Genomic DNA, 13790 nt, shown 5'->3' on the forward strand with positions numbered 1-13790 from the left:
CGGGGAAACATACCGTTACATTTTGGTCTAGGGAAGGCGATACCCGTTTGGATGCGGTTTACATGGCAATAGATCCCAACGCTGTCCCCAAACTACCGAATGAAATTGAGGGTTTTGCTGTGCATCCCCAGAATCGCTTAACGACAACTTGGGCGGAGCTAAAAAAACGGTAGGGCTGGACTTAAGCACTGTGACATCAGAGCTGTGAGTCCTAACGGGTGGAGACCAGATCCATTTCGCGCCAGCCAGCCGTGGGTGGAGTTATACATAAAGTTGAAGCGATTCGAGGAGCTGCTCGGGTTGCTTCAGGGGCTTTGCGCTGGAGACTCGAAACCCACACTAATATTTTATACCATTTGCCGGAATTTGTCAACACCTTGAGGATATTATGGATACGGAATCTACGCTATTTTCGGAAGCCTCACCGCTCCGCCTCTATATGAGCTGCAATAATAGCGATACCCCTCGTTAGGGTCAGGCAACCGAAAATCGAGCCCGCAGCAACTAATCTCATTTGAGACGATCGCATCCTCGCCTGATAGGCATCGGCGTAAAATTTGACATACTCAGCCGATTTTCCGATCAATCTCTCAGGTGGCGGATTCGGGGAACGGATATGATTATGAAAATTGACAACCACGCCCCTAACAAAGTTTGTGTATTCTTAGACGAGCTTGGTATACATCTGCCTTACGAAGAGCAATTATATTGGCTGGCATATAACATTCCACCAGAGGGTAGTGTGAGTGAAACCTTTGTTTCTGCACCTTCGAAAACGCACAAGCAAATTAGTATTCCTTCGGAAAACTGATGGAAACTGAGGGACAGCATCTGTAGAGAAATGCACACAGGAATGAGAAATAAACTTGCATTCCTAAATTATATATGTTATTATATATTATAGATTAGTATATGTGATGTAAACATAAATAGACATCCAGGAACACCCACAGAAAATGTTACACTTTCGCTGAATTATTTTTTTTTCGCGATAGGACATCAGCCCTGAAAATGGCTCGGAACCCAGACAGCACCTAAGGTGGGAGACACTTACCGATGTCCCTGCAATGTTACACCAAGTGTAACATTTTAAGGCACCAACATCGGTAAAATGTATCGCATCTTTACAAAAGAAACAAAATATATAACGTCTGTGAAATCTGCGATAATTCGCGATTCGGACGAATAGAATATTACATCTTCCAAGGTAGCGTCTCATGGAACTCAAATCAATCCGCAGGCACGTCCCCGGTTTATTGCGGGATATATCCGAAACCGCAATAACTTTCCTCTATCCCGCAGAATGTCGGGTTTGTAAGGAATTTCTTGGGGCTACGTCCATACCCTATATCTGTAATAACTGCTGGCAGGATATCCAATTCCTTGAAGCACCTTGGTGCGATATATGTGGCACACCGGGTATCAATGGACTGTGCGAGGCGTGTGCGACTACCCCACCACGCTACGGAAAATTGAGAACCCTCGCCTTTTACCAGACGACACTCCAGCAAGCAATACATTTCTTTAAATTTGAAAAGAAAAAGGTGTTCGCGCGTCCCTTAATTCAACTGATAAACGCACATATGCCGTCGGACTGTAATATTGCGGAATACGATTTTATCTTGCCCGTTCCAATCCATAAGAAACGGCTGCGGGAACGCGGTTTCAATCAGGCAACGCTTCTTGCAAACGGGATTGCGAAAACTGCAGGCGTTCCAGTTCTCACAGATATATTGATTCGGTATCGGCACACAGTGGCGCAAAGTAGTTTAGACAGAGAAGCACGCCAGCAGAATCTTAGGGGTGCTTTCAAAATTCGGAACCCAGACATTATTCGTGACAAGCGACTTCTGGTCTTTGACGACGTTTTCACTACGGGTGCCACGATTCGTGAAGCAGTGAGTGAGCTCTGGACAGCCGATCCCGCCGAGGTTGATGTTTTAACACTGGCGAGAACCTTAAATGTGTAGAGAATATGTTGGGTTTCACTCGTCCTTTGATAGTTTCAGGTTTCTTGATGAATTTGAGAGTTATCTGCTCCGTGCAATTTTTAATAATTCCCGTTTAACCCAACCTACACGCTATAAACAGAACGGGCAATGAATGGTTTCCCTACTACGAACGGGGTTCCCCCAAATCGGCAAAATCGTGAAACTTTTTTCTTAAGATTGCGTTTACACAATATTAGTTATCAGCAGTTATTACGAGACGTGTTCGGATTATCAGACATCTCTCTAACGGATAATTCTCACTGCGAAGCAGATTGAAAAAAGTCCGCTTTGATAACTATTGCCCCTTGAGATATTACCTAAATTATAGTGGGAGGGTAAACCTTTGCACTTAAACAGCATTAAAATTCGTGGATTTAAGAGTTTCGCCGAAGAAGTTGAGCTGATACTTGAACCCGGTATCACGACGATTGTCGGACCCAACGGTTGCGGAAAAAGCAACGTTTCCGATGCGATCCGATGGGTGCTTGGGGAACAGAGTGCCCGCTCCCTTCGGTGTGCTTCTATGCGCGACCTACTGTTCAACGGTGGTGCGAATTTCGCACCCGCACAAAAAACAGAGGTAGCCCTGAATTTTTCGGCACCGCTTGCAAGCGGAAAACTTACTTCACAACAATCAAATGGAAATGGTTCAGAGTCCCCCAATCCCCCGACACAAGATGCTCTCAAACTTGCCCTCACATCTCCAGAAGTTCAGGTGTCTCGACACCTGACTCGTAATGGTGAAAGCCGCTATCTGATAAATCAGAACCCGTGCCGTCTCCGAGACATCAGCGAACTCTTCATGGACACAGGTATCGGCGTAGATGCTTACTCCGTTATGGAACAGAGTAAGATCGACCTCATCCTGAACGTCCGTCCCGAAGAACGTCGCTTTCTTTTCGATGAAGTCGCCGGCATTACAAAGTATAAACACCGTAAGAAAACAGCACTCCGTAAACTTGAACAGACCGAGCAAAACCTTGCCCGTATCAACGATGTGATTCAGGAGTTACAGCGCGAAACTGAGTCCCTCAGGGAACAGGCAGAACAAGCACGACTCTATAATACACAGCAGGCACAGTTGAAGCAGTTCGAATTGGAACTCGCGCACCGGGAATATGATAAACTCCGGACAGATTATAGCCAAACCCAAGCCGATTTGGATGCGGTCTTAACCACCGTTGCGGGTGCGTCTGAAACCCTTAAAGCCGCTGAGGAACGTATCGAGAACTCCACAAACCGTCGATCTGAGTTGGATGACGCTATACGTGAAGGACAGATAGCCCTTCGCGAGATTGAAACCCAAATTGAGCAGATCGAACGCCAGATCGTACTTCACAAGGAACGCCAGCTCAACATTCAACGCCAACGGGAGCGAGCCCTCCAAACGCTTGAATCCTTAAAAGCACAGCAAACAGGCACACTGACACAGCAGCGGGAACGCACCCAAGAATATCAAAAACTTGAGGCATCCTGTAAGATAGAAGAGAGCCGATTGGCAGCGCGTCAGCAGCTTCTCACAGAACTCGCGGGGCGTATCAGTCGGGCAAAGGATTCCGTCCAAGAAACACAAGACACTTTGCGGGAGATCGCAGCGGAGTTGGGAGAACGCGAGCGCGAACGTTTAGCACTCGAGCATACGTTGACCAATACCGAAGGGAATCTCAACCGCCTCAAAGAAAATAAGGCGGCATTAACGGCTGAACTCAGCACTGCCACCGATACGCGCGATGAAGTCCAGTATGCCGAAACACAATTGAAGGCAGCACTCGTTCAGATCGAGACCGAGAAAAACCAGGTAGAGATAGACTTCAACGAGAACCAAGATGCACTCCGTAAGATCGAATCCGAAATCCGAGACTTACAAAATACCTTAGGTGTCAACGTCTCACGGCACAAATCATTACAGGAATTGCAATCCGCTTACGAGGGATACTATACGGGTGTTCGGGCAATCATGCGGGCGAAAACGCACTATTCCGATCAGTTTCAGGGGGTGTGTGGTGTCGTTGCTGAACTCCTCACAACGGATACTGAATATGAAGTCGCAATAGAGGTGGCTCTCGGGAGTGCTATCCAGAACGTCATTACTGAAACCGCTGAGGATGCCCAAAAGGGGATCGCTTTCCTTAAAAAGCATCGCGCAGGGCGGGTAACGTTCCTCCCGCTGGATATCCTACGTGGACGTAGGTTTAATGATGATGAACTCCTGGACCAGCCCGGTGTTATCGGAATCGCTGAGGAACTGATCGATTACGACCTCAAATACGAGGTTGCGATGCGGCATCTCTTGGGCAATACGCTCGTTATTGAAGATTTGGATTCGGCAATCGCCTTGACCCGTCGGTTCCGTCCGGGTGCGCGTCTTGTCACGTTAGATGGCGAAGTTATCAATACCTCTGGTGCCATCACCGGCGGTCAAACAGACCAGAGAAAAAGTGGTCTCCTGAGCCGTTCACGCGAACTTGAGACGCTTGAGGACGAGATCAAGCAATTGACCAGAAACTCGAATCAGAGGGATCAGAAACGCAAGGCTCTGGCTGCAACAATAGCAAATCTTCAAAAAAAGCGGCAGACGCTCACCGTCCAATGGCAGGATAAACGGGTCGAAAAAGCGTCATTGACGAAAGACTTAGAGCAGGCAAACCTCCAAGTTGTCCGGTTCGAACAGCAACTCGCTGCGCTTGAGGTCGAAAATCGCGAATTGGGCAGTGCAGTAGCGGCATCGCGCGAAGCACAACAAGCCCTTGAAACTGAAATCGCGACCTTGACGCAAAAGAGCACACGGACTGAGCGATGGATCGAACGCATGTCCGAGCAGATTGAAAGCGAAAATCGGAAACATACTGAGGTGGCGAACACTTGTCAGGAGATGCAAGTCTTCTTGGCAGGACAGCGTCAGAAACTTGAGAGTTTAGCATTGGAAATCCAAACGTTCAAGGAAACACAGGCGCGAATAGAAAAGGATATCGCTGAGCAACAGGCAATTATTGACACAGATGAACAGAGAAAAAGTGACCTCGTGGAGCAGGTAGCCGCAGCGCAAGGCGAGTTCCTCCGTTTAGAAGGGGACCGCGCCGAAGCCGAAGCGGGCGTGGATGAACTCACCGAAGAACGCGAGGCACTTCTTCAGGAGGTAGAGGTCCTCCAAAAGGAGATGCGGTCAACCCGTAGAAACTTTGAGAAACAGAACCGTGCGCGTCATAAACTCGAAGTCGCCACAACGCAACTTGAAATGCGCATAAAATCGGTCTCAACCCGTATCCACGATAAATATCAGGTTTCGATCGATGCCCTGCCGCCAATAGCAGATAACGAACAAGCGATGGACGAGATCGATCTGTTGGATAGCATTGAAAAGTTGAAAGCAGAAATTTCTGGAATGGGCGCAGTCAATCTCAAAGCGATTGAGGCTTACGAGGAATATAAGAAACGCCACGATTTTCTTATTTCGCAGCGCGCAGATCTTGAACAATCGGTTCAAGACACATATCAGGTGATACAGAAAATTAACCAGACATCGAGAGAGGTGTTCCTTGAGACGTTTGAAGCCGTGCAGACGAACTTCCAAGAGGTCTTCACACAACTCTTCGGCGGTGGTGAGACTGAATTGCTATTGACGGATCCGTCCGATGTGCTCGATTCGGGTATTGATATTATTGCGCGTCCACCGGGGAAACGTCCACAGAGCATCACGCAGCTTTCGGGTGGAGAACGTTCATTGGTGGCGATTGGGCTCCTGTTTGCCGTCTTCAAAATCAAGCCGAGTCCTTTCTGTGTCCTCGATGAGGTTGATGCTGCACTCGACGAAGCAAATGTCCTCCGCTTCGCCAATCTTATCCGTGCCTACGCTGAGAACACGCAGTTCGTCATTATCACGCACAACCGGCGCACGATGGAAATCGCGGATGCCATGTACGGTGTGACGATGGAACAGGCCGGTATCTCGAAAATTGTCTCTGCTAAGTTTGCCGAATAGTATTTTAAACTATTAAATCTGGGCACCGTTCCACTTCGTTTCACGATGGTGTTTGGTTAATTCCGATGCGGATTGGAACGCGAACAGTTATTAAGGGTTTATGCAAACAACCCATCCGCCGAACCCACAGCAACATGAGCACTCATTCGTGAATATGGATAAATTGAACCGAGATCACCTCACAATTCTGCCGCTCCCTGAACGCCAGCACAAGATGACCGTCGCAGATGTCTACCCGTTAGATGTGGAGACCCCGCGCTACGAAAATCCGCACCTCTCTGCCGTTGCCGATTGTATCGTTGAGGCACACCATCGCGGGAAACAGGTGATTTGGATGATGGGTGCGCACGTCATGCGGCGTGGGAACTCCCATTTCATCATCGACTTGATGGAACGCGGTATCATCACACACCTTGCGACGAACGGGGCGTGCGCTATCCACGATTTTGAGCTTGCGCACATCGGTGCAACGCTCGAAGATGTGGAGGACTATATCTGGGATGGAAAATTCGGGAATTGGGAGGAAACCGGACGCTATCTGAACGCAGCGATCGTTCGGGGTTACCGAGATAAGATCGGTTTCGGAGAAGCTGTGGGTAGACTCATCCAAGAAGGCGAAATGGGCATATCCTTTCCACATCGCGATGTAAGTATGTTTGCCGCGGCGTATCGGTTAGGTATCCCCTTTACCGTTCACAAGGGTATCGGATACGACATCATCGATCAGCATCCTGCCGCTGACTACGCGGCGATGGGATGGACGACGGGTGAAGATTTTCTCCGTTTCGCACACAGTGTTTCTCAGTTAGAAGACGGGGTTTTTCTGAATTTAGGCTCGGCTGTCATGGGACCTGAAGTCTACCTCAAAAGCCTTTCCATGGCTCGCAATATTGCATCGCAGCACGGTGAAGAGATTCGACACTTCACGACTGCGAATTTTGATCTCATCGATTTTCCCGATTTCCAAGACGAAGGGGCACCTACCGATGCCCACTACTACCATCGTCCGAAGAAAACCATTCTCATCCGCACGGTGAAAGACGGGGGTGAGGGGTACCACATCTCTGGGGATTTCTCGGTCACTGTCCCCCAGTTGTATCGGTTGATAATTGCATCTGTTTAAGATGGCTGGATCTGCCCAATTTGCGTTTCGGTATCACACTTCTGCTAATAAACGCTGCTCCGATGCCCAACTTCGTGAACAACAACTGTTCTTGTTTGTCTATTGAAGGTATAAATCACTCGGTAAGTACCAGCAACTCGTAAGCGGAATTTTCCCCTATATGGACCTCGGAGAGCCTCGTGACGATGTGTGTCACAATTTTCGCAGAGTGATTTCAGCTTATCAAGAATTCGCTGTTCAATCGTAGTATCTAAACGTGCAAAGTCTGCTTCCGCTTTTGGCATAATTTCCAAACGGTACATTACCACTTCAGCCCTAATTTTTTCGCGACTTCTTCTATCGGAATCGCTTTAACTTCACCAGACTCATGCTCTGCTACGCTATGTTCCAATCTTTCAGCTACCTCCGGACGCAATTCTAATCCCTCATCTGGGTCATAGTGGTAATCCTCAAGAAACTGCTCTAACTCCAGGTAGCAGACAAAAAATTCAAAGAATGCCGACTTCAGTCGTCCCGTCCCCTTGACCGATGGTAACGCCTTCTGCAGTTTAACAACTCGCTCACGCGTTGCAAAAAGTTCCCAATTCGCAAGCGTTTCCATCAGTCTACGGAACGCGTCATCCGGCAATTCTCTCACCTCGATCTCGGGTTCGGGATCAGTGATTAACGGCAGATCACTCATCCGTTTCGCGATACGTCCTGCAGGCGAAGTTTTTCGCATAGTTTTCACGGCTGCGATGCGCGCCTGTAGCGATGCGAAAGTATCACACATCCGTAGTATTGAGAGCAACTGGTCCTCAGGTTCCTCTAACTCAAACGCCAAACCACAGTAGCCTTCATAAAACTCACAGAGCTCGGCTTCCAATGCGTCTCTGTCGGCATTCTTGGCAAGCAAGACAACGAGTCGTTCACGGGATTCAAAGAACGGACAGTTGATAATTGGTGTGAGCCAGGTACTGAATGCTGCGTGCGTCATGCTTATTATGTCGTGTGGCATTGGTTTCTCCTTATAGTTAACCTACGGATGCAATCTCCAGGTTGCCGCGCCAGTGTTTCTGTAACATCCGCTTCAACAACTGATGTTCAGAGGCGTTCAGTGCTGGATCGGCTTTAATGAGCAACTCCGCTTCTTTTTTCGCCGCCTCTAAAAGCGTCGCATCGTGAATGATGTTCGCAATCTTGAAATTTGGGATGCCCGATTGGCGGGTGCCGAAGAACTCGCCCGGACCCCGGATGTTCAGGTCTGCTTCTGCAATCCGAAAGCCGTTGTTTGTCCGAATCATCGCTCGAATCCGCTGAAAAGAGTCGTCCCCCCTGGGTGAAGCAACAAGGTAACACGCCGATTGATGTTTACCCCGTCCGACACGTCCACGCAATTGATGCAATTGTGATAACCCAAACCGTTCGGCGTTCTCAATGACCATCAACGTCGCGTTTGGCACATCAATACCCACCTCAATCACCGTTGTTGAGACGAGAATATCGATATGTCGATCCTTGAAGTTCGTCATCACTTCCTGCTTCTCAATGGATTTCATTTGTCCATGCAAAAGCCCGAGACGCAGATCGGGGAATACCTCACTTTGAAGATGGGCTGCCATCTCTGTGGCGGCTTTGAGTTCCTCCAATTTTTCGGACTCCTCAACGAGTGGATAGACGATATACGCCTGCCTACCGCGTTGAATCTCGTTCCGAACGGTGCTGTATAATTTCTCACGATCCTTCTCTTTTTTCCAATAGGTCTTAATTGTCTGTCTACCGGGAGGCATTTCATCGATAACAGAGACGTTCAGATCCCCATAGAGCGTCAACGCCAACGTTCTTGGAATCGGGGTCGCCGTCATGACGAGGACATCCGGGGCTGGCGGGACAACGGTGCCTTGTTTTTGGGTTCTATTTGCTGCCTGTGCCTTGTTACGGAGCGTTGCGCGTTGCATTACACCGAACCGGTGCTGTTCGTCAATGATAACGAGTCCAAGTTTGTGAAAATCGACGCCTTCCTGTATCAGTGCCTGCGTTCCAACGATGAGGTCTGCGGTGCCATCAGCGATTGCTGCTAACGCCGTCTCGCGCGCTGGCTTGGGTAGGTCACTTTTAAGAAGCACAACGTTTATGCGCCCGTCCTCAGTTTGACCGGTATCTTTGTGCAAATTTTCGAGCATCTCCGAGAGATTATAATAGTGTTGCTCGGCGAGGATTTCAGTCGGAACCATGAGTGCCCCCTGATACCCGTTTTCGATAGCAGAGAGCAACGCCATCGCTGCGACGACCGTCTTTCCCGAACCGACATCGCCTTGAATGAGTCGATTCATGACGGTTTGCTGCTGCATATCGTTTTGGATCTCAGCGAAAACCCGTTTTTGTGCCCGTGTGAGTTGGTAAGGCAGCGAAGCAAGGAAATCGCGTAATATGGAACGAGACGTTCCAAGGTTGCCCTCCATTCCAACTCGAAACGCGATACCGTCCTCCGAGATACGCCGTTCTTTTTTCATCTCCATCCCGATACTGAGGAGAAAAAACTCCTCAAACGCGAGCCGTTTCTGTGCCGCTTCCCGATGTGCGTCCGAGGTCGGGAAATGTATCTCGTTAATGGCGGATTGCCTGTCAATCAAGTTTTGTCGAGTCCGAAGTGCGAGTGGAAAGATTTCAGGTATCTGTTGTCCGTGTTCATCCAACGCCATCCGCATCCACGCCCGTAGCATCTTCGCCGTGAGTTTCGCAGTGAGCGGGTATTTCGGAACGATGCGATTTGTATGGATTAAGTTTTCTTCTTCAAACAGTTCAAATTCATAGTCGGTGGCTTGGATCTCATTGTAACGGCGAGAGAATTTACCACTGACGACAACCTCGGTGTCAACGGGGAGCAATGCCTTCATAATGCCGATACGTCTCCCGAAGTTAACGAGGAGTGCTACGCCAGTGCCGTCGTAAATTGAAATTTTACCGATACGTCTCCCTCTCGCCGTCGGGGATGAGGTGTGATTGACGACTTTGCCTTGTATAGTCTCCGGTTCGTCATCTTCCGTTCTTCCGACCCTGTAAATCTCTACCATCTTGGAACGGTCGATGTAATCGCGCGGGTAGTATGCGAGAAACTCACCCACCGTTTGGATATTGAGTTCCTCTCGAAGCATCTCGGCGCGACGGGGCCCAATCCCTTTGAGATACTGAAGCGGTTGGGATAAAAAATCAAGCGCATCGATGTCCATTGAAACGGGGGTATCTGAGATTCGGACAGATTCTGAGGGTTCATCGGCGGGGACAGCTGTCGGCTGTCGACTGTCAGTAAAGTGGTTTTCTGGTGACATGTCCCCTTCTTGCTGACCGCTGATGACTGATGGCTGATGGCTATTTCGTTGGGACGGAGGGGCTGTGTCTTGGAAAAGTGGTAAATCTTCCGTTGGTACCGTAGCGGCTGGACGGTCCGATGCCTGTTCCTGTTTTGGCGGCTCGCTTTCCGGTTTACTTTCTACTTCCGCAAAAAGAGACAACATCTCCGTTTGGGCACTTTTTTTCGGACTGACACGCTGCGTCTTTCGCGGCTGGCGTGTTTGCGAGGGTTCGGCACGTGTCTCGATGCTATCCGAGGCGTTTGGTCGTCCATGCCCGAGGGCGGCATCAATTCGTTTTGTTGCCTCCACAAGTATGCGTTGGCGTTGGGTGGACGAGGCATCGGCGTAATTTTCAAAGAGGTCTGCTAAATTCTTCAGGACCTCTTTTTCAGTTGTTGATAGTGTGAAGGTCTCACCGTTTTTTACCCACAATTGGACATAACTTCCCAACCCGTTGACGACAACATCGTCGCGGCACCCCTTTCGGCGTTCTTGTTGAAAGGGACGACGGATAGTGTTAAGGATTTTTGTGAAGTTGTTCATACTTTCTGCTGGGGAAACGGTCTTGTGCCTTTCATAAGGTTAAGATTGCGGAGACCTCTCTGTTAACTGTTGTTTCTGCGATTCAATTACTTGTGAGAGCTCGTCGATTTGTTTTTGGAGTGAATTGTCCTTTACACTTCGCCATGCGATCATGAGCGTAATAAGTGCCATTGGGATGGCGATACAAGCAATGATGAGGGTATTTTGTCTGTCGAAATTTTTTTCGAGGCTATCGAAGCGTTTTTCCAAACTCCCAAATTTATCGTCAATTTTCTCGTTTAGGTTCTGGATATCTGTCTTTATCACCGCAATATCGGTCTCAATAGCATTTTCAGAGGTTTCAGAATACAATGGCAAAATGATCACAAAGAAGAATATTAAAAGGCCGAGAATGGTTTTCATTGTGTGTCTCCTTTTGGAAATAGTAAATCATATATGTCTGGAGATGTCAACAAAAATGCCAGCATGTCTAATAAATTAGACGCAAATTCAGCGAAAACGTTGAGTTCTCTTGGCAAAACGAGGTTGACATAGACTCATAAATCGTCTATAATCTTTCTAAATCTAACCGACTTGTAACGCACGCCATTGAAAGGAGCAAACAGATGGTATCTCCATACTTAACAGAGGTCCAACAAAAAGAGTGGCAAACAGAGGGATTCCTGCTCATCAAAAACGTCCTGGCACCTACCGAGATTGATACAATTTTGACAGCCGTGGATGCAGCGATAGAAACGTATGTCCAAGAAACGCCAAGCCTACAAGGCAATCATCGGTTTGGAAAGGGAGCCTATACGATTATCCGTGCGATTGAACGGACAGATGCCCTTGATCGGCTTACCGATCACCCGCGCCTTTTCGGGACTATCCTTTCAATGATGGGACCCTATCTCCACATCATGGGAACGCAAATCTATGTCAGACACCCTGATGCGGAGGCACTGATGGCGTTTCATACGGATGCAGGTCCTTCGTTGCAACGGATTCATCCGCATCCGGATAGTTTGCCGCTACAGTTCAAAATCCAATTTTTCTTAACGGATCTGACGGAACCGAATCAGGGAAACTTTATGTGTGTGCCGGGAAGCCACAAGGTCTCTTTTCCTGAGAACGGTTTTAAAAAAGGCACATACCCCGAAGGCGCGATTCAGGTACTTGCGGAAGCAGGAGACGCGGTCATCTTTCCCTGGGCATTGTGGCACGGTGTGGGTCCGAATCAGACGGAACGCATCCGCAAAAGTGTGACCTTCCGGTATGGACAGATGTGGTCCCGCCCTTATGACTATGACAGACTTCCCGCGGAGGTTCTCGCGCGGATGACCCCGCGTCGTCGGAGATTGTTCGGTGACATGGGTGAAGATCATCATCCAACCGATTACTTCAAACCCCACGATCAACTCGAAGTTATTTGTGCGGACGAATGGGATGTCCCGCTCCCCTAATCCGTGTGTGCCTGTAATTTCTCAAACAGATCCCGGAAAATCGCGTCCCGATCCACGCTCGAGGCGACACGCATGAGGTGGCGACTGTTATCGAAACTCCACGTCGCGGCTTCTGTTAAGATAGGACTGTGGACGATCTCTGTCGGCACCCACGCCGGGTTGATGAGGTATGCCGTTGCGGATATATCCCAAATCACTTTTGACCAAGCGAAGTGGTCGCTTGAGTAGTCTTTAAAGATTTCTACGAGGTAATCGCCGACCCTACCTCTGCCCTGCACGTAGCGTTCCATCTCCGCGACTGTCGTGTGTAGATGTGAGACGACCCCTCGTGCAGGTAGCCAAACGAATGGCACACCGCAATCTAAAACCACTTGCGCACTCGGAAGGTCCTGCATCAGGTTAAACTCACGGGTGTGGGGCCAATACAAGGGATTCCCCCCAAGCCAGATGACAACGATACGTTTGATAATTTCAGGCTCCATGAGGATAGCAGAAGCCACGTTCGTTATTGCACCGACAGCCACGACGTAAAGCGGATCTTCGGGAGTTGCTGCCAGGGCGCGTTCAATCATATCGGTTGCGGCATCGCTCGGCACGGGAGTTTCTTGGTCGGCAAGGAACGTTCTGGAACCGCGATAGGCAAACCCGTCGGCAGAGACATTGAGAAAGTCCAAAAGCCGTAGGATTTCAGCGTAACTTTTTTCCATGCCGTCTTCGGGGCTCTCTGAGCGGTTGTTGTGGAAAGGAACGGCATACATTGCTTCAACGTTGAGGTGTTCGGGTGAGAGTAGGGCGTGGACGACTGCAAACTGGTCGTCGATTTCGTTATAGGTGTCAGTGTCAAGGACCATGCGGACCTGCCCCGTTGGGGGTTGGAGCATCTCTACACGTTTTGACGCTGACAGTGTTGGAAAGCTCATAAGCGGTTTACCTTACATGTAACGAGATTTTTCTTTAGTATATCACGTTTGGGAAAAGATAGGGTTTATTTTTCTGCTATTTCATTTAATGCTTCCTCATTCTCATTATCCCCATAAATCGATGAAAAAAATAAATTTTCATTTTTTTTCAAATTATGCACGAAATCGACGTGAAAGTGCAGTCTTTAATAGTAAGAGTCGGAAGTCTCATCAAAAAACGGATTTGTTGGTGCTTCAGGTTGATGATAATACATAACGTGAGTTTGAAAAAAGTTTAGTCTTTAGAAAAGCACGGGTAAATCGCTGACCTCCTGAAGTTCAGCGAGGTTCAACGTAGGTTTGTTTTCTAAGAGTTGATACGCAATCAAAGCAGAGAACACATTGACTTGAAAGTTTTCAACGCTTCTAGTAGTCGTTCAATGTTGAGTTTTTGGATATAGTCTTTTGAGTTTGATGCGTG

General features: G+C 48.6%; 9 protein-coding genes. 4 read left to right on the plus strand and 5 right to left on the minus strand.

The features are described 5' to 3' along the window. Nucleotides 1-1217: 1217 nt before the first annotated feature. The 3 genes from F4X88_15295 (at nucleotide 1218) to F4X88_15305 (ending at nucleotide 7093) form a co-directional block, all read left to right on the plus strand. Complete coding sequence (locus tag F4X88_15295; GenBank protein MYA57651.1) at nucleotides 1218-1970, plus strand: ComF family protein; 753 nt, start codon at nucleotides 1218-1220, stop codon at nucleotides 1968-1970. Nucleotides 1971-2334: 364 nt separating this feature from the next. Then, nucleotides 2335-5970, plus strand: coding sequence for a chromosome segregation protein SMC (gene smc / locus F4X88_15300; protein MYA57652.1), 3636 nt, complete (start codon nucleotides 2335-2337; stop codon nucleotides 5968-5970). 154 nt (nucleotides 5971-6124) lie between these two features. After that, entirely contained in the window at nucleotides 6125-7093 is a 969-nt protein-coding gene (locus tag F4X88_15305; GenBank protein MYA57653.1) for a hypothetical protein, read from the plus strand. 44 nt (nucleotides 7094-7137) lie between these two features. Here F4X88_15305 and F4X88_15310 read toward each other — a convergent pair whose 3' ends face one another. The 4 genes from F4X88_15310 to F4X88_15325 are packed head-to-tail and all read right to left on the minus strand — an operon-like array spanning nucleotide 7138 to nucleotide 11370. Further along, on the minus strand, nucleotides 7138-7386 hold the full coding sequence (locus F4X88_15310; protein MYA57654.1) for a type II toxin-antitoxin system RelE/ParE family toxin: 249 nt from the start codon (nucleotides 7384-7386) through the stop codon (nucleotides 7138-7140). A gap of 8 nt (nucleotides 7387-7394) precedes the next feature. Continuing rightward, a complete protein-coding gene (locus F4X88_15315; protein ID MYA57655.1) occupies nucleotides 7395-8090 on the minus strand; it encodes a hypothetical protein in 696 nt (231 codons plus the stop codon). Nucleotides 8091-8106: 16 nt separating this feature from the next. Continuing rightward, nucleotides 8107-10968: an ATP-dependent DNA helicase RecG gene (recG, locus tag F4X88_15320; protein MYA57656.1), complete on the minus strand. Its 2862-nt coding sequence runs from the start codon at nucleotides 10966-10968 to the stop codon at nucleotides 8107-8109. Between the two features lie 39 nt (nucleotides 10969-11007). Continuing rightward, nucleotides 11008-11370 (minus strand): hypothetical protein, encoded by a 363-nt coding sequence (locus F4X88_15325; protein ID MYA57657.1) that lies wholly within the window; start codon nucleotides 11368-11370, stop codon nucleotides 11008-11010. A 203-nt stretch (nucleotides 11371-11573) separates the two neighbouring features. On the opposite strand from F4X88_15325, the gene F4X88_15330 reads away from it, so the two are divergent. Further along, nucleotides 11574-12410 carry a hypothetical protein gene (locus F4X88_15330; GenBank protein MYA57658.1) on the plus strand — a complete coding sequence of 279 codons (837 nt, stop codon included), beginning with the start codon at nucleotides 11574-11576 and terminating at the stop codon, nucleotides 12408-12410. Here the strand turns inward: F4X88_15330 and F4X88_15335 are convergent. Next, entirely contained in the window at nucleotides 12407-13330 is a 924-nt protein-coding gene (locus tag F4X88_15335; protein MYA57659.1) for a nucleoside hydrolase, read from the minus strand. The two genes, F4X88_15330 and F4X88_15335, sit on opposite strands and share 4 nt — an antisense overlap. Between the last annotated feature and the right edge of the window lie 460 nt (nucleotides 13331-13790).

The organism is Candidatus Poribacteria bacterium (genome assembly GCA_009839745.1).
Classification (GTDB): Bacteria; Poribacteria; WGA-4E; order WGA-4E; family WGA-3G; genus WGA-3G.